Source organism: Marinomonas posidonica (genome assembly GCF_043643765.1).
Classification (GTDB): Bacteria; Pseudomonadota; Gammaproteobacteria; order Pseudomonadales; family Marinomonadaceae; genus Marinomonas; species Marinomonas posidonica_A.
Genome location: NZ_JBHZSP010000010.1, coordinates 19,379 through 41,014, shown reverse-complemented (window position 1 = coordinate 41,014; position 21,636 = coordinate 19,379). Strand labels below are relative to the sequence as shown.

Here is a 21,636-nt window from a genome sequence, read left to right as displayed (position 1 = left end):
TTGTGTATTGATCAATGACTGATCAGCAAGTAAATAAAATATAGTTCAATTTATAATTGACCTGTTAATACATAAAAACTCAATTATTGTACTATTTTGTTTAGTTAAAGTGATTTAAGCTGAAATTTAGTCAATTTAATACTGTTTGTTAACTCGTGTAATTCATGCGTTTATCTAGGTAAATTTTTTCGCGGAAATATTTCCCTGACTGAAGTCAGGAAGGGGGCAGGTCGACTTTCTTTTTTATGTACAGTAATGGTAATTCTACGGGGGCAATGGCTATAATGACGACATTGTTAATGAGGGGTTGTTTGATGACTGAAACCGCAGATTCGTTAAGTTTTAAAAAGCTAAAATGGCACTGTCGTCGTGGCATGTTGGAATTGGATGTTTTATTGGAGCCATTTTTAGATGAAATTTATTTGACGCTGGATGAGCAAGATAAACAGCGATTTCAAAAGTTAATTGAGTGTGAAGACCAAGAAATTTTCCCTTGGTTTATGCAAAAAGAAGTGCCAGAAGATCCTGATTTGGCTCGTATTGTAGACATCATTGTTACTCGTGTTCAGCCTGACCGCCACTAAGTTAAATTTCTCTTGGCTTAGCGTTAGTTTGTGGACTAGCGCTAGCGCATCCTGTTTTATACTACTACCTTTCTATTGGTGGCCAGACGTCTGGCAAGTCACTTTTTTTATCTTATACAGTTTGGCTGTTGTCGCCTTGCTTGGGGTGGCTTGGTGTCAACCGAGAAGCCAAATCGGCATTGATGTGGATGGGGCGTATTTATGTCGACATGATGGTCTAATACGACTTCATTTTGTTCGGGCTAATGCTGTTCAGTTAATTGCGAAAAGAGTGTCTGACGAGACTGTTTGGCATCGAATATGGCCACAATTTTACTTAATCTATCGTGACCAACTTCAGCGTGAAGATTATGCTTTATTAAGGTCTTTTGCCGCACAAGATAAGCTTCTACACGGCAAAAAATCTTAAATTAGTAGGGCTGTTTTGGGGTTAAAATAGTGGGTTCACTCTGTGACATTTTGTCAGGGTAATCTAACGTAAAGTGCAGGCCGCGGCTTTCTTTTCGAGACATGGCCGATTGGATGATAAGGTCGGCGACAACCGCAAGATTACGCAATTCCAGCAGATCATTCGAGACCTTGTAGTTGGCATAGAATTCTTGGATTTCCGACCTTAATAAATCTACTCTGTGCTTGGCTCTAAGTAACCGCTTATTGGTGCGAACAATGCCGACGTAATCCCACATAAAGCGTCGCAGTTCCTGCCAATTGTGGGTAATGACCACATCTTCATCTGAATTGGTCACCTGGCTTTCATCCCAATCTGGAATCTCAACGACAGGCAAAGGCGCGGTGTGGGCTGCGATGTGACTGGCGGCTGAACGAGCAAAAACAATGCACTCCAGTAATGAATTACTGGCCAGACGATTGGCGCCATGCAAACCAGTATAGGCGGTTTCGCCAATAGCGTATAGATTGTCTATATCGGTTGCGCTGTTACGATCCACTAGGACGCCGCCACAGGTATAATGCGCAGCGGGTACCACAGGAATGGGGCCTTCGGTCATATCGTGACCGTATTCTAAGCAGCGTTTATAAATAGTCGGAAAATGTTCCTTGATAAAGTCTTGGTCTTTATGAGAAATGTCCAGCAGCACATGGGGAATACCAAGGCGCTTCATTTCATGGTCAATGGCGCGAGCCACAATGTCTCGGGGAGCCAGCTCTGCTCTTGGGTCAAACTTAGACATGAAAGGGGTGCCATCCGGCAGTAACAGTTTGCCTCCTTCACCGCGCACCGCTTCCGAAATTAAAAAGGTTTTGGCCTTTGCATCGTACAGGCAAGTGGGATGAAATTGGTTGAATTCCATATTCGCCACTCGACAACCAGCCCGCCATGCCATCGCGATGCCATCACCGGAAGCCGTATCTGGGTTGCTGGTATACAAATACACTTTACTGCTACCGCCACAGGCTAAGGAAATAAATTGCCCTTGGAAGACCTCAATGGTGTCGTTATCTTGGTTTAAGGCATACACACCAACCGCTCGGTTTTGACCAGACAATCCAAGCTTTTGCGTCGTGATAATGTCGACCGCCACTCGATCTGGGAAAAAATCAATGTTTGGGTGGTTGCTGGCATTTTTGATCAAAGTTTTGGAAATCGCTAGACCGGTTGCATCGGCGCTGTGAATGATGCGCCTGTGACTGTGTCCACCTTCTTTAGTGAGATGATATTCGTCACTTTCTCCATAGCGGGTAAAGGGCACACCTTGGTCTATGAGCCAGTCAATGCTGGCTTTCGAGTGTTCAACGGTAAAACGAATGGCTGCAGGATCACCCAGTTCTACGCCTGCATCAATGGTGTCATTTATATGAGAATCAATGGTGTCTTTTTCTGACAATACTGCCGCCACGCCGCCTTGAGCATAAAGCGTAGAGCCTTCACGTATGTCGGCTTTGGTTAAAATGGCCACGCGATATTGATCTGCCAGCTCGAGTGCCAAAGTTAAACCGGCGGCACCGGCGCCAATGATGACGATGTCATGTTGGTATTGTCGACTCATAATGTAATTCTGATTATTGACGAAAAAATTAATGTTACTATTCTTGCTATTAAATGAATACTTCCGAGTCATGCAAATTGATGATTCTTTGTTGTTTTTATGGGAACTTGCGATGCTGTTTGCTGTCTCTAATCTATACCGAGCAAAGGCACAAGGTAATGATGTTGAAACATGAGGTGTCTATGCAGCACGAAACGTCTTCTGATCAGACGTTAGTTGAAAAAGTACAACAGGGTGACAAGCGGGCATTTGACTTATTGGTGATGAAGTACCAATACAAGGTAATGGGGTTGATTGGGCGCTATATCCAAGATAAGAGTGAAGTTTTAGATGTGGCGCAGGAAAGCTTTATCAAAGCTTATCGGTCAATCAACAGTTTTCGTGGTGAAAGTGCATTTTATACTTGGTTATACCGAATTGCCGTGAACACGGCGAAGAATCATTTGGTAAGTCGTTCGCGTCGACCGCCCGAGTCGGATGTTGAGTTAGATAATGAAGAGGTATTTAGTGCCTATGAGTCTTTGTCAGACATTGCCTCGCCAGAAGCCAAGTTGAACAGCAATCGACTAGAGAAAGCCATATATCATGCTATTGAAATGCTGCCTGAAGAGTTGCGCAGCGCATTAACCCTAAGGGAGTTTGATGGTCTGAGTTACGAAGACATTTCATTGATCATGGAGTGCCCTGTTGGAACGGTGCGGTCTCGTATCTTTCGAGCACGAGAAGCCGTTGAAAAACACATACGTCCTTTGTTGGACGCAGGAGAGTCGTCATGACATCAAAAAACACACATACACCGGAAGCAATGGCCAGTTTGTCTGCCATGTTTGATGGGGAGGCCACCGAGCAAGACATTGCCGCCTTGTTGGCTCAAAATTCGGGTGTGTTGGCTCGACAATTGGAAGGATTTCATGCGATTCAACAATGCCTTCATAAAGATGAACAGCTTGCTGTTGGCTTGCAAGATAATTTATTGACGCGCATACATGACATTCTAGAAGCTGAAGGTGAAACGCAAGAATCACCAGAGTTAGCCGCTCAAGTTGTGTCTTTGCCACAATCTAACATCAATTGGAAAATGATGTTTTCTGGGGTTGCGATGGCGGCGAGTGTTGCCTTTATGGTGGTCTTTGGCGGTAACCTGCTGCTTAATTCTGGCGTCCCGCAACCATCATTAACTGCTGACGTGTTCCCTGCTAAAGCCACTCAACCTGTTGCGACACCCTTAGCGGAATTAAATCAGCAGGTGTTACCGTTAGATAACGTGAAGTTGCAACAATACCTTCGTCAGCATGCGGAGCAAGCGACCATGACTGTAGGGCAGGGTATGATCCCGATGGCGCGTGTGGTTAATTATCCAGTACAAGAGTAACTTATGAAACGCTTTTCGGTTGTGGTCAGATGCTTAGGTGTGTGCTTACTTTGTTTTGCTCAGTGGAGTTTTGCTGCCGTAGCAACACCTAATGCGGTTGAGTTGTTACGCCAAATGACCCAGGCTTTCCATCAACTCAATTATGATGGCGTATTTGTGCATTCCGAGGCATCCAATATGAATGGTATGCGCATTCGTCATATTGTCACGGAAGGTATGGAATATGAAAGTTTGGTGGATTTAGATGGCGATAAGGTTGAAGTCGTTCGAATTGATGACAAAATCACTTGTGTCTACCCTGATGACTTAGTGATCAATCGGCATTCGCCTTTTAAAGCGCCCTTTAAAGGCTTGAAAAAAGTCGCTGAAGAGCGATTATTAAAAGGTTATCAATTAACGGTTGATCAAGAGTCACATCGCATTGCTGGCCGACAAGCCATTATTGTTAGCTTATTGCCAAAAGATGAATACCGTTACGGTCATGAGTTTTGGTTGGACAAAGAAAATTATTTTTTGTTGAAGCATGATGTGTTTAAAGCAAATGGTGAGTTGTTAGAGCGTGTTCAGTTTACCTCTGTTAACTTCAAACCAGACTTGAAACAGGACGACTTTATCCCCAACAAGGGGAAACATACCAAAAAACAAACGCAAGTATTACCACTGCGGGTTAAGAATTTGTGGCGGTTTGAGTGGTTGCCTGAAGGGTTTCGCTTGGTTTGGCCTGAAGCAAGAGCCCTGAATCACGGCACCAGCATGTTGTTGCTATCGGATGGTATAGCAACAATATCAGTATTTGTTGAGCCCAGTATGTCTGCGAAGCCCCTTTCCATTGCTGGTATGGGAGCAACCATGGCCGGTGTAAGCAGTTTTAAAGTGAAGGATCAGTTGTATTTATTGACCATGGTGGGAGAAGTCCCAGGTGCAACGATCGAAAAACTGATGACGGTATTTATGCCAAGGCTAGAAAATGATTGAAGAGACAGGAACCGTGATGTCAGTTGAAACTGGCTTTGCGGAAGTAGAAACCATTCGTACCAGTAGTTGTACTAGCTGTCGTGCTCGTCATGGGTGTGGCCATCATGCGATTGCACAGGTTTCCCCAGCCAATCGCATGCGCATGAAAGCGGTTGATCCATTATCAGTAGCGGTCGGTCAGCGTGTGGTCATTGGGATTCCTGAAGACACTCTATTGCAAGCCTCCGTATGGATGTATTTGATTCCGTTGCTTGGTATGGTGTTTGGTGCCATATTGCCTTCTTTTTGGGCGGACTCAAACGAGCTGTCAGTGTTACTCAGTTTATTCGGTTTTGTTGGTGGATTGTGGTTTGCTCGGCACAAAGCGAATCGCTCTGCTCATAATGAAGATTTTTACCCAAAAGTTTTAAGAATTGAAGCGGTTCAGGATGAAGTCAGCCCATTGCTGTTTTCGCCTTAACTGATGTCCTTCTTCACCTGGCACTGTAATGAATTTGGTACGTTTTAAGGAGACCAATTAATGAACAGATTGCTTAAACACGTTAGTGTGTTAGTTGTTAGCACGGTTATGATGACTTCCATGTTAACTCACGCGGCGTCATTGCCTGACTTTACCGAGTTAGTGGATGATGCTTCCCCCGCAGTCGTGAACATCAGTACGGAACAAACGGTGACCACGAAAACGGCCAACGAAGGTGGCCGTCAATACAGTCCAAACAATGAAGAGTTAAATGAATTCTTCAAGCACTTCTTTGGGCAGCAACCATTTGGTCAGCAAACTCCGCCAAAGCAAGGGCAGCGTAGCTCACTCGGTTCGGGTTTCATTATTTCTCATGACGGTTATGTATTAACCAATAATCATGTGATTGATGGCGCCGATGTGATTCATGTTCGACTAAGTGATCGTCGCGAATACCAAGCGACCTTAGTGGGGACGGATCCAAGAACGGATTTGGCCTTGCTAAAAATTGAAGCAGATGATTTACCGATCGTGAAAATGGCCGACTCAGATAAGCTAAAGCCGGGTCAATGGGTGTTAGCAATCGGTTCACCATTTGGCTTTGATTACACGGTAACCGCAGGAATTGTCAGTGCTACAGGACGTAATTTACCGTCTGATAGTTACGTTCCTTTCATTCAAACGGATGTTGCGATTAACCCAGGAAACTCTGGTGGTCCTTTGTTTAATCTAGATGGTGAGGTAGTGGGTATTAACTCACAAATATACACGCGTTCAGGTGGTTTTATGGGCGTATCTTTTGCTATCCCATCAAACGTCGCGATGTCTGTTGTTGATCAACTGAAAACAGACGGCAAAGTATCTCGTGCTTGGTTAGGTGTGTTGATTCAAGATGTGAGCAATGATTTGGCGGAATCTTTTGGTCTTGATCGTCCAAATGGTGCCTTAATTAGTCGTGTGTTACCGGATTCACCTGCTGAAAAAGCAGGCTTACAATCCGGTGACATCATCATGCGTTTTAATGGTGAAGAGATCGAACATTCTGGTGAGTTACCTTATGTTGTTGGTCGCATGAAAGCGGGTGAAGAAGTGACGGCGAAAGTGTATCGAGATGGTAAAGAGCAAACCATCGAGATTACATTAGAAGGTCGACCAGCGGATCCAAAAGTTATAGCTCAGTCCCAACAAGATCAGAACCGTTTAGGTATGATCGTGGGTGAAGTGCCTGCTGAAATGGCGAAAAACTACAGCATTGATCATGGTGTGGTGATCGAGCAAGTACTGGGTGGCACAGCGGCTCGAAATGGTCTGCAGCAAGGAGATGTGATCACCATGTTAAATGGCCAACGTATTGAGAGCGTGACAGATTTTATTAAAATCGCCAAAGATATACCGACGGGACGTTCTGTTCCTATGCGGGTCATTCGTCAGGGCTATCCCATGTTTATTCCGTTCAAAATCGTTGAATAACACATAATGCTAAGACACGAAAAAGGCGACCACATGGTCGCCTTTTTATTTGAACAGTGTTTCGCGTGCGTTTCCAGCGTCGAGCTTTATAACTGTTTTGAGAATATTTTTGAGTTTCTCTGATAGTTATAAAGTGCTTGTTTTTGCATGGGCAAGCTTGCCAATGTGGTTTCGCTAAAACCGCGCTCAATAAACCAGTGAGCGGTACGTGTGGTGAGCAAGAATAATGTGCTTAAACGTTGTTGTCTGGCGGCTTGTTCAATGCCTTTTAGTAAGCGTTCACCTCGGTTGGAGCCTCGGTAATTTGGGGACACTGCCAAACAAGCCAGTTCTCCGGCTTGCTCCTGCTCGAAGGGATATAAAGCAGCGCAGGCGACAATGGCACCATCTCGTTCAATGACAATAAAGCGATCGATTTCGTTTTCCAGCAGTTCTCGAGAGCGTCTCACTAAAGCGCCTTTCTCTTCTAGCGGAGCCAATAGAGCCATCATACCGCCAACGTCATCAATGTGAGCGGGGCGTAATTGCTCGTAACTGTCTTCGTCTATCATGGTGCCAGAGCCTTCACGGGTGAAGAGCTCTCTGAGTAGACCGCCGTTTTCATGATAGGAGATGAGATGGGCGCGAGGTACGCCATGACGAACGGATTGTACACAAGCTTCTAGCGCGTTTTGTGTCAGCGGTTGTAATGAGTCATCTTTTAAGATGGCTTCGGCGTCTTTCGCCAACAGTTCTGAATAAAGTTCTCCCGCTTGATTGAAGACGCCTTCTTCGTCCGTATAAATGATCAATTTATCGGCTTTTAGTTGGATCGCGGCTTGTGTCGCCACATCTTCGCTTTTGAGGTTAAAGACTTCGCCAGTGGGTGAAAAGCCTAAATGAGGCAAGAGCACCATGTTGTCATCTTCTAATAAACGGAAAATCGCTTCTGTATCGATTCGGCGCACTTCTCCTGTGTGCCCATAATCCACGCCATCCACTACGCCGAGTGGGCGTCCGATGACATAGTTGCCGCTACACACTTTAAGACGAGCGCCATCCATAGGGGTATTCGATAATCCCATGGACAATTGTGCCTCTAATTGCACTCGAACCGCAGAGGACGCTTGGATGACGTCCAGTAGTTGGCTTTGAGGTGTCACCCGATAATCGCTGTCCAAAGGGGTTGAAGTATGGTGATTGGACAGCACTCGGTTGATTTGTGGTCGTGCGCCTTGTACGAGCACCAAGCGAATACCCAGAGAATCAAGTAATGCTAAGTCATGGATAATGCTTGAAAAATGTGTACATTCTACTGCTTCACCTGGAATAAGAATGACAAAGGTTTTGCCCCGATGGGCATTAATATAAGGAGAGGAGTGGCGAAACCAGTCCACGTAATTGAGTTCTTCAGGCGCGCTGCTTCTCATTTAATTCGACTCATTGGATTGAAGGCAAAAACGTTCTATTAAACCACGTATAACCTTTTGCATTGGTTGTATTTGATCCAGTGCCATAAATTCATTGGGCTGGTGTGCTTGATCGATGGAACCTGGGCCAAGCACGAGAGTTTCCATGCCCATCTTATTTAGGAAGGGACCTTCGGTGGCAAAGGCGACTGTTTCGGCTGGTCGCTCAGTGAGTGATTCACAGGCCTTAATGATAGCGGATTCAACAGGGGTATAAAAAGAGGGTACGTCTGGAAACAAACTGTTTAGTTGAATTTGAGTGCCTGTTTTTTCTTCTATGCGAGGTAGGCGTTGAGCAATTTCTGCCATTAAGGACTGGTTGCTCATACCTGGTAATGCTCTAAGGTCGAATTCCAATTCACACCGTCCACAAATACGGTTTGGATTGTCTCCTCCATGAATACAGCCAAAATTCATAGTTGGGTAATCGATGATGAAGTTCGCATCTTGGTAATCACGTTTTAATTCTTGGCGAAAAGTCATAAGTTCAGACATGACATCATGCATGGCATCGAGCGCATTGTTGCCAAGGGCTGGATTGGAAGAGTGTCCTGCTTGCCCGGTGACTTGAATGCGTTCCATCATAATGCCTTTATGGGCATAAATCGGCGTTAATGAGGTGGGTTCACCAATTAAGGCATAGCGTGCGTTCAGTTTATTTTGCTGCACTAGGGCACGCGCGCCAGACATGGAACTTTCCTCATCAGCCGTGGCAAGAATGATAAGCGGCTCTTTAAGATCATGCAGTGTCATGTGACGAATAGTGTCTAATACAATGGCAAAGAAACCTTTCATGTCGCAGGAGCCTAGGCCATAAAGCTTTTGATCACGCTCCTGTAATGTAAAGGGGTCGGACTGCCAGCGACCTTCATCATAGGGTACTGTGTCAGTGTGTCCTGAGAGAACTAAACCACCGCGGCCTTGCCCTTTCGTCGCAATCAGGTTGAATTTGTTCGGTTGTCTGGGCAAGGGCATGACTTCACACTGGAAACCTTGTGAGCTAAGCCAAGATTCCAGTAGTTCAATAACGCCTTTATTGGATTGATCCCAATGAGCTTGACTGCAACTGATGGAAGGAGACGCGATCAGTTGAGTCATCATATCAATCAGTGACGGTAGAGCGGGCATAGACCTTCCTTTAAATCCGAATAATTAGCCAATATTACTACGCTGGGGCTTCTGTTACACTTGCTTGGTTATGTTTTTCTTTGCTGCTGTCTGGCAAAGGCACTAGAGGTTTGTAAATTATGGCTACCGAGCTAGAACTTAAGTTAATGCTTCAGTCTGAGTATCTCAAGTCTGCGAGCGATTTTCTTGATGAAATATGTGCTCAGTCTGACGATGATACTGTATCCCGCCAGCCCACTCTTAACTTAATGAATGCCTACTATGATACCGAAGATGGTCAATTGATGTCGGGGGGCATGGCATTGCGCATTCGTGCCGTTAACGATCAATTTATCCAAACGGTAAAAACGCGAGGTACCAGTCGAGTTGGCATGCATGCCAGAGGCGAATGGGAGTGGCAACTGGAAAGCGACTGCTTAAATTTGTCTTTGTTAAAAGACGTGCCTCTGCCTGATACTCTAGTGAATATGTCGTGGAGCCGTCATTTACAACAAGCCTATCGTACTGATTTTCAACGTCAAGTGTGGAACATTCAGCAATGCACTACCAAGATGGAAGTGGTCTGCGATGAAGGAAAAGTCACGTCACCTTATGGTGAAGACAGCATTTGTGAACTGGAATTGGAACTAAAAAGTGGCCCTGAATCAGCGCTGTACGAATTTGCTTTACGCATTGCCGAGCAGGTTCCAGTTCAAGTTAGTGTGGTGTCCAAAGCCCAGAAAGGCGTTCGACTGAAACAGGGACAGATTGAATTTCCTCAGAAACCGATTGGCTCGGTTAGTCGTTTGGCATTAGCGGCTTATTGGTATGAAGTGTGGCTGATCTATTGGGAAGCCATGTTTTTTATGCAGGACGAGGTGTTGCTGCAACCTTTCAGGCACACAATACATCAATTACGGCCTTGTTTACCCGCGCATTTAGACCATGCTTTAGTGGATTTGGACAATGCGTTAGAGGAATTGTATAAAGCGGATGAAGACAAGGTGCTTGAGTTATTGGGTGGGCTGAAATCCGTTGGCTCTTTAATGCTCAAAATTGGTCAGTGGCTTAATCAACAAAGCCACTAATATAGATGATTTAAGTGATGGCAACAGTAAGGACAGTGTCTTGTTTATACCTTCTGACAACCCCAGTTATGACGTTTATTGTGAGTCAATAGAAAACCGAGCTTTGCTGCTGGAACAACTGCAAGAAGCGCGGACAAGATGTCGATTAGATGCTTTAGATCAGGTGCAGATCGCTAGGCTTGAGCCACTTTGGTTATTGAGTGATTATTTACACACTATGTTTATGCGTCATCCAGCCTGGTTGGATGACGTGTTGTCCCTATCAAGCCTTTCTCTCCCCCCGACCATTGACGCCCTGATGGCAGGAGAAGATTTTTTTCTACAAGAGAGTCCAATCGAAGAGACTGGTCAGTTATTCGATTTAGATGAGCCCCAATTTTTGCAACGTCTGCGTCTTTATCGTCAATGGTGGATGGTGCGTCTGATTGCGCTGGATTTACAGCAAAAAATCGATTTATCGGTTCTGACTGCCCATTTAAGCAAACTAGCGGATGTGTGTGTGAATGCCAGCTTACTTTGGAGTCAGCAGAAATATGCTTCCTTGTATGGTCAGGCATTAGATAGTGCTGGTGATGTTCAATCTATGATTGTGATTGGCATGGGTAAGCTTGGTGGTAATGAGCTTAATCTCTCATCTGATATTGATCTAATTTTCGCCTTCCGTGAACATGGCGACACTCAAGGTGGCAAAAAAAGCCTTTCTCATCAAGAATATTTCACTAAATTGGGTCAAAAACTCATTCAACATCTTGATCAAGTGACAGCCGATGGTTTTGTGTTTCGTGTCGACATGCGGTTGCGACCATTTGGTCAGTCTGGCGCCTTAGTGTTGAACTTGGACTCACTGGAGAACTATTACCAAGACCAAGGTCGTGATTGGGAGCGGTATGCCATGATCAAAGCCCGTGTTATGGCGGGCAGTGAGCAGGATGTGATGGCGTTTGAAGCCCTAAGAAAGCCGTTTGTCTATCGTAAGTATTTAGATTTTGGGGCCATTGGTGCATTGCGTGACCTAAAACGCATGATTGCGAAAGAAGTTCGCCGCAAGGGTATTGAACACAACATTAAACTGGGTCAGGGCGGCATCAGAGAGGTCGAATTTATCGCGCAAGCGTTACAGATTCTTCACGGTGGACGCGATCAAGGACTGCAAATACCAGCCTTATTAGAGGTTTTGCCTTATTTGGCGCAACAGGAATATCTAAGTCAGCAAGAAACAACACAGTTACAGCAAGCATATTTGCTACTAAGGCGAACAGAGCATGCATTACAGGCGATCAAAGACGAGCAAACGCAACTTTTGCCCGAGGATGATTTAGCGCGTTTGCGGTTGGCCATTATGGTCGGTTTTCAGAGTTGGCAGGCACTAAATGACGCTTTATGGTCTGCTCGACACCAAGTTCACGACTATTTTGTTGATTTGATCGAGGATGACGAAGAAACGGATCAGGGCAAAGAGCAGCAAGAAACGTGGCGAATTTTATTAAAAGTACCGGGAGATGAGGATGCGATTCGAGATGCCATTGCTGATATTTCATGGCAACAAGAGGAGCTTGTGGTACAACGCATTTCTCAGCTGTTGAGTTCACGTACTTTGGTGTTTATGCAACCGATAGGACAAGAACGTTTGGCGCTCTTTTTAGCGGCATTTATGAGTCGGCTTGAAGAGGAAGCTAACCCAGACTTGGTGCTAGAAAGGGTATTTCCTATCCTCGAAGCCGTGCTTCGTAGAACGGCGTACTTGGTATTATTGTGTGAGAATCAAACAGCATTAACGCATTTGATTCGTTTATGTCGGGAAAGTGCTTGGTTTACGGAGGCTATTTCCACAACACCAGCGTTATTAGATGAATTGCTGGATGCCAATACGTTATTTTCACCGCCTGATAAGGCCATGTTGGAAGATGAGTTAAAGCAAATCTTATTGCGCTTGCCAGAAGACGATGAAGAAGCTCAGATGGATGCCATGCGTCGATTCAGACGTTCTATTATTTTGCGCATAGCCGCTTGTGATATCACAGGTATTTTGCCTGTCATGAAAGTGAGTGATCACTTAACTTGGCTGGCGGAGGTGTTGTTAGAGCAAGTGTTAAAACAGTCTTGGTTTTATTTAACCAAAAAACACGGCTATCCGGTGAGCTATGGTGAGGCATTCCATGAACCTCAATTGGCTATCATAGGTTACGGTAAATCCGGTGGTTGGGAGTTAGGTTACGATTCGGATTTGGACTTAGTCTTTATACACGACGCGCAGGGAAATGGCAGCACTGACGGAACACGAAGTATCGATAACCTGACCTTTTATACGCGCCTAGGTCAAAGACTGATCCACATGATCACTAGCTTTACCGCCGCTGGCCGTTTGTATGAAGTGGACATGAGATTACGTCCGTCTGGTAATTCAGGGTTATTGGTTTCGAGCTTGGAAGCCTTCAAGGATTACCAACAAAAAGAAGCTTGGGTGTGGGAACATCAAGCATTAACTCGTGCACGTGGCTTAGCCGGTGATCCCGTGTTATTGAACCGGTTTGAAGAGTGTCGTAAAGGCATCATTGCGACGGTTCGCGATCGCTCTGTATTGCGAGCAGAAGTCATCAAAATGCGTGAGAAAATGCGTTCACACTTAGACACTGGCAGTAAAGAGAAAGGCTTTGATTTAAAGCAGGGCGCTGGTGGCATCATAGACATTGAGTTTATGGTGCAATACTTTGTCTTGGCTTGGTCTTGCCAACATCCCGAACTGATGACGTATTCAGATAATGTTCGGCAGTTAGAGGCATTGTCAGAGCTTGGCTTGCTGCCTGCGGAGAAAGTGGCGGGCATGATTGAGACCTACACTTTGTTTCGAGCTCGTACCCATCGCCAAGCATTACAGAAGCAAGGTCGTGTTGTGCAGGCGGAAGATTTGCAGAAAAACCAAAGCTTAATCAATGAACTATGGGAAAGCTTTGTGCGTAACGAGCTGCTTTAGTAGTGTTGCTAAAGCGGTAAAGGAAAAACGATTCGTAAATTCATTGTGAATCCACTATACTTTTGCTATTGACTGTTTTTTGAACAGAATGTAATTGACGATGTTTCATACATCGATCTCCAACGCGATGAGCGAGAGAGGAGGGAATATGGCAGAAGTGAATGGTGTTAGTGGTGGGCCGGCGATGGACTTTGCGAGTGAAGTGTATCAAGCCAATTTGGCAAAAGCCGCGCAGCAGCAAGAAGCTCAGCAAAATCTACGATTGCTAGAGCGTGCCACAGAGCCAACAACCCCTGCGGCAAGCAGTGGTTCGCATACGACAACGGATAATCTAGGGCAGAACATCAACATAAATGTGTGATGGTGAATGTCTCAGTTTTGAGACAATCCTTTAAAAAGCCCCAGCAGTTTGACTTGCTGGGGCTTTTTTGTTGCTAATGAGTTGTCCTACATGAGTGTTGAGTCGCCCGAAATGTGGTCATCTTCACTCGGCAGTGGTTTATTATCTATCATGGCTTCAAAAGACTTTAGACGCTTGTAGATGGATAGCAATTCCACAATGGTTGTCCATGAATTAACTAAAAACTGGAAGGAATTTTCCACCTGATTAAAGGCATTGTTAATTTGTTGGAAAATACCAAAGGTGATGACGCCGGCCACAATAGATGGGCCCAAGGCAATAAGTGGCACCAATACACCAGCTTGTAAATAGCCATAGCGAACAATATTAAAATACAAATAATGAAAATATAGGGTGAAATAGTTTTTGCGCACATTGCTGAACAGTTCGGTCAGTGTAATGGGTTCGGCTCTGTTTTCATTGTCCTCCCCATAAACTAATTCCTTTCGATATGCGGCTTCCACTTTTTGGTTGTTGAACTCTAGTCCAGGCAATTTGATCCCCGCGAGAGCGAGTAAAACGGTACCGATAATAGACCAAAAGAGGGCGATGAAGACAAGGGATTGAGAAACCTCACCAAGAATCGGTAGCTCCTTTACATGACCAGACAAGGCCCATAAAACGGGCAGGAAAGCCAACAGTGTCATCACCGAACCAATCAGTCTGACGCCCAGCCCTTCCATAATACTTGCAAAGCGCATGGTGTCTTCTTGGATACGTTGTGATGCCCCTTCAATATGACGAACTTGTTGCCATTTTGATGAATAGTATTCGGTCATTGAAGTGCGCCAGCGGAAAACATAATGGCTAACGAAAAAATGCTTTAAAACCACAATGGTGATGTAGACGGCTGCCAATCCTAGAAAGGTGCTGAGTTGGGAGTAATAGTCATTTAATGTGATGGAGTTTGGGGCAGATAGGGCTTTCTGAATAAGGTCGTAAAAACTGCCATACCATTCGTTAAACATGACATTGAGCTGAACGCTGAACCATGTCACAAAAATGATGACACCTGAGCCAAGAACAGACCATTTTGCCCATTTATTACCGCCAAATATCATCCAAGCGGCGATAAAAATACCATAACAAATGAGCATGTATTGGTAGAGCCAGAAGGTTGCGGCACTTTGGGAGGCGTCTTGGAAAGCAGCTTGAGCCGCCGGATCAGCGCCTGCTGCTAGGGTTTCTGGGAAGGTTAGGCCGATGAAATTACCTAAGCTTAAATAGCTTCCTAAGTCCTGCATGACTAAATACCAGCCAAGGACACCGACAAGCGCCCAAACAAGAAAACTTAAAAAGAACAGCTTAGGGTTAGGGAAAAAAGAATGGAACACGTATTAGTTTCTCTATGTTTGTGGTGAGTATTGAAGCCATCCTAGCCCAATTAGTCCTAATGTACGAAAATGAGCTTAAACTAGTCCGTTGAGAAGCACAATTCATCGTGAACTAAGGAATCTGCAAAAAAGACGATAATCATACTCATTGATTTAATTAGTATTATGACTGATTAGCGATTAAAAAGTTTCATTCAGAGAGGGTTAACATAAAAAAATCGGGCGCAAGGCCCGATTTTAAGTTGTCTCTAATGTGTGTTATCTGATTAAGCGGCTTGAGTTTGTGCAATCACCGTTGCGATGGCTTTCTCTAGACGTGCTAAACCTTCCGCAATGTCTTGCTCTGGAATGATCAGAGAAGGGGCAAATCGTAATACGTCAGGACCCGCAACTAACATGAACAAACCTTCTTCTGCAGCGGCAGTCACAAATTTGCCTGCTTGACCTGCGTACTCATCCACCACTTCAGCACCGATTAATAGGCCCATACCACGTATTTCTTTAAAGATATGGTATTTCTGATTAATGGCGTTCAAGCCTGTCACAAATAACTCATGGCGTTTTTTCACACCTTCAAGTACTTCAGGGGTGTCGATGATGTCGACAACCGCTTCTGCAATGGCGCAGGCCATAGGGTTACCGCCATATGTGCTGCCGTGAGTACCAAATGCAAAGCTTTTTGCAACGCTCTCGGTCGCTAACATGGCGCCAACAGGAAAGCCGTTACCTAAAGACTTTGCGGATGTCATGATGTCTGGGGTGACACCTGTTTGCTCGTAGGCAAACAGAGTACCTGTTCGGCCAACACCGGATTGCACTTCGTCAAAAACTAATAAGGCGTTGTGCTGATCACAAAGTTCACGCACTTGCTTGGCAAATTCAAGATCGGCAGGAATGATACCGCCTTCGCCTTGAATGGGTTCCATAACAACTGCACAGGTTTTGTCACTGATGATGGCTTTAAGTTGTTCAATGTTATTGTAATCACAATGTTTGATGCCAGCAGGTGTTGGCTCAAACCCTTCTTTGTATTTCGCTTGTCCACCCACTGAAACGGTAAACAAAGTACGGCCATGGAAGGATTTATAAAACGCAATGATTTCGTGCTTTTCAGGACCGAAATGATCGTATGCGTAACGACGAGCGAGTTTAAATGCGGCTTCGTTGGCTTCTGCGCCGCTGTTAGCGAAGAAAGCGCGATCGGCAAAGGTTTTTTCGGTCAATTTTTTAGCTAGTCGCAACGCTGGCTCGTTTGTCATCACATTGGAAAGGTGCCAGATTTTTCCTGCTTGCTCACGCATGACGTCGACTAGAGTTGGATTGGAATGACCCAATGCCGTGACGGCAATGCCGCCAGCAAAATCAATGTATTCTTTGTCTTCTGTGTCCCATACGCGAGAGCCTTCACCACGCACTGGAATGATTGCCGAAGGTGCGTAATTAGGAACCATGACTTCATCAAAGGTTGCTCTCGTTATTTCTTGTGTCACGTTTATATCCTCATGAAAAAATAGGTGGCCGCATTGACGACCACCCATTGGTTTATATCAGATTTCTTAACTCACGAATAGCAACAGTCACCATTGCCAAGGATAATTCACTTTCCAGCTTAATTTCGCTGAAAGTGGCTCGATAATGGTGGACACTGTCTAAGTTCGTTTCTTGCCAGCTGGCCAGTCTTTGGTCCAGTGCTTTGATGTCGGCATTCGATTGGATCACCTCCTGCGTTAAGGTGCGCAAACTGTTGTCGACTTCATCACCAAGGCCGGCTTTAGCACGGCGCTGCCACATGTCTTCGGCTGGTAATTGTGCTGCGCGCTGACGTAGCCAATGCAGTTCTAGCTCCATTTCCAACGCGAAGTAGGTTTGTGCAACGTCCAACACTTCGCTGTCAGTGTTGCTGGCCACACGGATAATATCCAAACCGTAGAAGAGGTATTGCAGGGCTGACAAGTTGTCCGCTAAGTCTTGCGGAATACCTTGTGCAACCAGCGCCTCATTCGTTTGTGCCAAATGCTCTTGGCTGGATTCCGTTAAGATAGCCTGGATGTTTGCTGCAATGACATTAACGCCCGGTTGGTAAGTTTCGATCAAGCGTTGAATCGACAAACTTTCGCGAGTGTTGCGCAATAGCCACAAAGTGGCTCGTTCTAGCAGACCTTGGATACGGATCAACAAACCGTTTAATACGGAGTTTGGTACTTCAAAGTCTAAGCGATTAATTGCATCCCACAGAGACGGAATATCAAAGATGGTTTCCGCAGCCATGTAAGCACGTACCACATTCAAGGCGGAGGCACTGGTTTCTTCCTGCATATAGGTGGAGAAAGTAGCCCCCATACGATTGCCTAGATTGTTGGTCACGTGGCCAGCGATGATTTCTTGTGCCAATGGGTGTGATGCCATTTGATCACCGAAACGCTTAGTCAGCTCGCGTGGGAAGTATTGATTAATTTGCGTAATCAAATCAGGGTCTTCACCAATACCGTCTTCCACCAACTGTTCAGAGAGTTTGATCTTAGAGTAAGCCAACAACACAGAAATTTCTGGGCGTGTTAAGCCTTGGCCTTTGTTAAGGCGTTTACGAATTTGCCCATCGGTGGGTAGGAACTCAATTTCACGGTTTAAGCGTCCTTCGCGTACCAAGGATTGAATCAAACGCCAATGATCTGCTAATTTTTCCGGTGCACGTGAGTTAATCAAAGACAATACATGGCTTTGGCCACGGTTGTGGCGTAATACTAGATCACCCACTTCATCGGTCATTTTAGCCAGCAGGGTATTTCGCTGCTTCTCTGTCATGTCGCCATTTTCAACCACTCGGTTGAGTAGAATCTTGATGTTAACTTCATGGTCAGAGCTGTCAACACCTGCTGAGTTGTCGATGGCATCAGTACTGATTAAACCGCCATTTTGGGCGAATTCGATACGACCCAATTGAGTCAAACCTAAGTTACCGCCTTCACCAACAATCTTGCAGCGCAACTCTTTACCATTAACACGTAAGCCATTGTTGGCGCTGTCACCCGCATCCGCATGAGACTCAGATTCGGCTTTGACATAGGTGCCGATTCCGCCGTTCCACAACAAATCGACTGGGGCTTTCAAGATGGCATTAATCAGATCCGTCGGTGCCATGGACTTGATGTTGCCTTCAATGCCAAGGGCTTTACGAATATCAGCGTTGATTGGCACCGATTTAGCGGTTCGACTAAAGATACCGCCGCCTTTAGAGATGAGTTCTTTATTGTAATCTTCCCATGAGGAGCGTGGTAGCTTGAACAAGCGATCTCGTTCAGCAAACGAGCTAGCCGCATCGGGCGTTGGGTCAATAAAGATGTGCAGATGGTTAAATGCCGCGACTAAGCAAGTGTGCTTAGATAAGAGCATACCATTACCAAACACGTCACCGGCCATGTCGCCAACGCCGACAGCGGTGAAGTTTGTCGTCTGACAATCGATACCGATTTCTTTGAATTGACGTTTAACCGATTCCCAAGCGCCACGAGCCGTGATGCCCATTTTTTTATGGTCATAACCGTTTGATCCGCCGGATGCAAAGGCATCGCCTAACCAGAATCCGTATTTCTCTGAGATGCTGTTGGCTAGGTCGGAGAAAGTCGCCGTGCCTTTGTCAGCCGCCACCACTAGGTAAGGGTCGTCCTCGTCGTAACGTTGTACCGACGTTGGCGGAACGACTTGGTTCTGTACCAAGTTATCCGTGATGTCGAGCAAACCACTGATGAAGGTTGTGTAGCAATGAATGACTTCGGCTTGAACGTCTTCTCGTGACGCGTTTTTCTTTAGTTGCTTAGCGACAAAGCCACCTTTCGCACCCGCAGGAACGATGACGGCGTTTTTCACCATTTGTGCTTTTACCAAGCCTAAGACTTCGGTACGGAAATCTTCCATGCGATCAGACCAACGTAAACCACCACGAGCGACTTTACCGCCACGCATGTGAACCCCTTCCACCCAAGGTGCGTAGACAAAGATCTCGAACTTTGGACGTGGTAGTGGTACCGCAGGAATTTTTGATGGGTCTAATTTGAACGACACATAATCTTTGATCTGGCCTTGTTCATCATGCTGGTAGAAGTTGGTTCTGAGCATGGCTTGAATGACCGACAAGTAGTGTTTCAAGATGCGGTCTTCATCTAGATTGGCCACTTGATCCAACTCTAGATCGATTTTTTCTAAGAGTTTTTGTACCTTATCATCACGTTTCGCTGTTTGTGCAGGGTCAAAGCGTTGTTCGAACAATTGTACCAACAGGCGAGCAATGCCAGCGTTTTTCTCTAAGGTTTGTTGCATGTATTGCACTGAGAAAGGCAATTGTAATTGCATTAAGTACTTGGTAAGGGCACGCAACATGGTGACCTGACGCCAAGTAAGAGACGCATTCAACACTAGGGCATTGAAACGATCATTCTCGACTCGACGAACAAATATCTGGTTGAACGCATCTTGGAATGCTTCGCGTTGAGTGTTTTTCTCTAGGTTAACGTCAGCGTCAACGCTAATCGCAAATTCGACCACCCAAGTATTGGCGGTGCCGTCACCGTTCTGATCCAGCTCGTATGGACGTGCTTCTAGAACGCGTAAGCCCATGCATTCTAGGATAGGCAATACATCCGAGAGAATAAGGGTGGTGCCAGTACCATAAACTTTGAAAAAGTAATTGTTTTTCGCTTGGCCAACTTGACGATAAATGTGAGTGGAGATATCCCCTTCGTCTGCTAATTGTGATAGACGTTCAATGTCTAGCACGGCCGCATTTGGTGAGAAATCCTCACGGTAAGCGGCGGGTAAATACGGCACGTATTCATTGAAAAGCTGATTGCCGCTTTCTTCACCGTTACTTTTGTGCAGCGCGGATAAGAGCTTGTCTTCCCATGAGCTCATGGCATCCTGCATTTTACGTTGGATGTCTTCAGCATCTATGGTTGGGCTTTGTTTCGGATCTGCTATCTGGATAGTGAAGTTTACTCGAGCTAATACGAGCTGAGAGAACTGCACATTGAATTCGGAACTGGTGCCATTACAAGCCGACATTAAAATGTCTTGCATCTTAATGCGCAGTTCTGTGTTGTAGCGATCTCTCGGTACATAAACAAGCGCGTTGAGGAAGCGGCCATAAATGTCTTTGCGTAGGAAAACACGTAATTGACGGCGCTCTTGAATAGCAAGAATGCTTTCAATGGTACCGAACAGTTCTTCTACTGGTGCCTGCAGCATTTCATCACGAGGGTAGCTGTTTAGAATGTGTTTTAGGTTTTTGCCCTTGTGACTGTTCGGATCCACATTGGCTTTCTCAACAATCACATCTAGCTTTTTGCGCAATAGCGGAATGTCTTGAAGGCGTGCAATGTAAGCGGCAGACGAATACAAACCAAAGAAGCGCCATTCGCCAATGACTTTACCATTTTTATCAAAACGCTTAATGCCAAGGTAGTCTAAGTGAACAGGGCGATGTACCGTTGAAATGGCGGTCGATTTCGTCAAGATTAAAATATTGCTGCTGTCGACGGCTAGGCTGGCTAGATTGTCTTGCAAGACAATGTCACGTTTTACTTTTTTGTCATTGATGTCACGGAAGGTTCCTAATCCTGAACCTTCTACAAGTTTCAGGTGAGTTTCATTGCCTTCTTGAGTCAGGTCATAGGCACGGAAGCCGATAAAGGTGAAGTGATCGTTTTCTACCCAACGCAGGAAGTCGAGGATTTCCTGATGTTCTTCATTGCCTTCTAAGTGAGAAAGTTGTTCCGATTCACGGATGACTTCGCTCATGTTTGTTTTCATTTGAGGCCAATCTGCCACGGTTTTACTAACGTCAGCTAGACTCTTAAGAATTTCATCTTTAATTTGGTCTAATAAATTGGTGTTGGACAGACGGTCGATTTCAAAACGAATTAAAGCTTCAACGTTTTTCGATTCAGGTTTTATGCTTTGTAATTCACCTTTTTTATTGCGTTCCACCGGTACGGCAGGATGAGCGGTAAGGTGAATAGTGTGGCCAAGACGAACCAGCGCCATGTTGAAAGAGGAGACAAGGAAAGGCATGTCTTCCGTTAATACTTCGATCACAGTATGTGTGGACTGCCAGCTGTGTTCTTCGTAGTTTGGATTGTAAACACGAACTTTTGGCTTTTGTAGTGTTTTTTGTTTTAAGAAGTCCCACAAACACACAATGGTGCCGTACAGGTTTTCAATGCTTTCGTTTGCCAAATCCTCCGTTAGAGAATCTTGGAAGTATAGGTGGGCTAGTTGAATTAAATCATTCGCATCGGCACGACTAAAATGGTCGTTAATTTCTAACTCAACGCGTTCTATCAATTCGTTTTTTTTATGGTCAGTCATGTGAACTCAATCCCTCATGAGTGTTGGGTCTTTTTAAAACTAGTTGTAAATGTGACTTATT

At 45.2% G+C, this 21,636-nt stretch carries 17 protein-coding genes; 11 read left to right on the top strand and 6 right to left on the bottom strand.

Going from position 1 to position 21,636, the window contains the following annotated elements; genetic code table 11:
• Positions 1-314: 314 nt before the first annotated feature.
• Entirely contained in the window at positions 315-584 is a 270-nt protein-coding gene (locus ACHUFM_RS12300) for an FAD assembly factor SdhE (RefSeq protein ID WP_394182528.1), read from the top strand.
• 28 nt (positions 585-612) lie between these two features.
• Complete coding sequence (locus ACHUFM_RS12295; RefSeq protein WP_394182527.1) at positions 613-993, top strand: hypothetical protein; 381 nt, start codon at positions 613-615, stop codon at positions 991-993.
• Between the two features lies 1 nt (position 994).
• On the opposite strand, the gene nadB is transcribed toward ACHUFM_RS12295, so the two are convergent.
• Complete coding sequence (gene nadB, locus ACHUFM_RS12290; RefSeq protein WP_394182526.1) at positions 995-2,590, bottom strand: L-aspartate oxidase; 1,596 nt, start codon at positions 2,588-2,590, stop codon at positions 995-997.
• A 31-nt stretch (positions 2,591-2,621) separates the two neighbouring features.
• Here nadB and ACHUFM_RS12285 point away from each other — a divergent pair, with 31 nt between their 5' ends.
• Genes ACHUFM_RS12285 through ACHUFM_RS12260 form a run of 6 tightly spaced genes read left to right on the top strand, consistent with a single transcriptional unit; the run spans position 2,622 to position 6,867 of the window.
• Positions 2,622-2,765 (top strand): hypothetical protein, encoded by a 144-nt coding sequence (locus ACHUFM_RS12285; RefSeq protein ID WP_394182525.1) that lies wholly within the window; start codon positions 2,622-2,624, stop codon positions 2,763-2,765.
• The gene (gene rpoE, locus ACHUFM_RS12280; RefSeq protein ID WP_394182524.1) at positions 2,749-3,366 is read left to right on the top strand and encodes an RNA polymerase sigma factor RpoE; all 618 of its coding nucleotides are present in this window, start codon (positions 2,749-2,751) and stop codon (positions 3,364-3,366) included. Before ACHUFM_RS12285 ends, rpoE begins: the two co-directional genes overlap by 17 nt.
• On the top strand, positions 3,363-3,962 hold the full coding sequence (locus ACHUFM_RS12275) for a sigma-E factor negative regulatory protein (RefSeq protein WP_394182523.1): 600 nt from the start codon (positions 3,363-3,365) through the stop codon (positions 3,960-3,962). Before rpoE ends, ACHUFM_RS12275 begins: the two co-directional genes overlap by 4 nt.
• Positions 3,963-3,965: 3 nt before the next feature.
• Positions 3,966-4,937 carry a MucB/RseB C-terminal domain-containing protein gene (locus ACHUFM_RS12270; protein ID WP_394182522.1) on the top strand — a complete coding sequence of 324 codons (972 nt, stop codon included), beginning with the start codon at positions 3,966-3,968 and terminating at the stop codon, positions 4,935-4,937.
• Positions 4,930-5,397 (top strand): SoxR reducing system RseC family protein, encoded by a 468-nt coding sequence (locus tag ACHUFM_RS12265; RefSeq protein ID WP_394182521.1) that lies wholly within the window; start codon positions 4,930-4,932, stop codon positions 5,395-5,397. The genes ACHUFM_RS12270 and ACHUFM_RS12265 overlap by 8 nt, the downstream gene beginning before the upstream one ends.
• 60 nt (positions 5,398-5,457) lie before the next feature.
• A complete protein-coding gene (locus ACHUFM_RS12260) occupies positions 5,458-6,867 on the top strand; it encodes a DegQ family serine endoprotease (RefSeq protein ID WP_394182520.1) in 1,410 nt (469 codons plus the stop codon).
• 86 nt (positions 6,868-6,953) lie between these two features.
• Here the strand turns inward: ACHUFM_RS12260 and argA are convergent, their stop codons facing one another.
• Together argA and argE are read right to left on the bottom strand one after the other, a co-directional pair.
• A complete protein-coding gene (gene argA, locus ACHUFM_RS12255; protein ID WP_394182519.1) occupies positions 6,954-8,276 on the bottom strand; it encodes an amino-acid N-acetyltransferase in 1,323 nt (440 codons plus the stop codon).
• Entirely contained in the window at positions 8,277-9,443 is a 1,167-nt protein-coding gene (gene argE / locus ACHUFM_RS12250) for an acetylornithine deacetylase (RefSeq protein WP_394182518.1), read from the bottom strand.
• Positions 9,444-9,562: 119 nt separating this feature from the next.
• Here argE and ACHUFM_RS12245 point away from each other — a divergent pair, with 119 nt between their 5' ends.
• The 3 genes from ACHUFM_RS12245 (at position 9,563) to ACHUFM_RS12235 (ending at position 13,842) form a co-directional block, all read left to right on the top strand.
• Positions 9,563-10,510, top strand: a complete 948-nt coding sequence (locus ACHUFM_RS12245; protein WP_394182517.1) for a CYTH domain-containing protein — start codon at positions 9,563-9,565, stop codon at positions 10,508-10,510.
• Between the two features lie 40 nt (positions 10,511-10,550).
• The gene (gene glnE, locus ACHUFM_RS12240; RefSeq protein WP_394182516.1) at positions 10,551-13,481 is read left to right on the top strand and encodes a bifunctional [glutamate--ammonia ligase]-adenylyl-L-tyrosine phosphorylase/[glutamate--ammonia-ligase] adenylyltransferase; all 2,931 of its coding nucleotides are present in this window, start codon (positions 10,551-10,553) and stop codon (positions 13,479-13,481) included.
• 148 nt (positions 13,482-13,629) lie between these two features.
• Positions 13,630-13,842: a hypothetical protein gene (locus tag ACHUFM_RS12235; protein WP_063333179.1), complete on the top strand. Its 213-nt coding sequence runs from the start codon at positions 13,630-13,632 to the stop codon at positions 13,840-13,842.
• An 86-nt stretch (positions 13,843-13,928) separates the two neighbouring features.
• Here the strand turns inward: ACHUFM_RS12235 and sbmA are convergent, their stop codons facing one another.
• From sbmA to ACHUFM_RS12220, 3 genes are all read right to left on the bottom strand, one after another.
• Positions 13,929-15,215, bottom strand: a complete 1,287-nt coding sequence (gene sbmA / locus ACHUFM_RS12230) for a peptide antibiotic transporter SbmA (RefSeq protein WP_394182515.1) — start codon at positions 15,213-15,215, stop codon at positions 13,929-13,931.
• A 266-nt stretch (positions 15,216-15,481) separates the two neighbouring features.
• The gene (locus tag ACHUFM_RS12225) at positions 15,482-16,705 is read right to left on the bottom strand and encodes an aspartate aminotransferase family protein (RefSeq protein WP_394182514.1); all 1,224 of its coding nucleotides are present in this window, start codon (positions 16,703-16,705) and stop codon (positions 15,482-15,484) included.
• A 52-nt stretch (positions 16,706-16,757) separates the two neighbouring features.
• On the bottom strand, positions 16,758-21,575 hold the full coding sequence (locus ACHUFM_RS12220; RefSeq protein WP_394182513.1) for an NAD-glutamate dehydrogenase: 4,818 nt from the start codon (positions 21,573-21,575) through the stop codon (positions 16,758-16,760).
• Positions 21,576-21,636 lie beyond the last annotated feature (61 nt).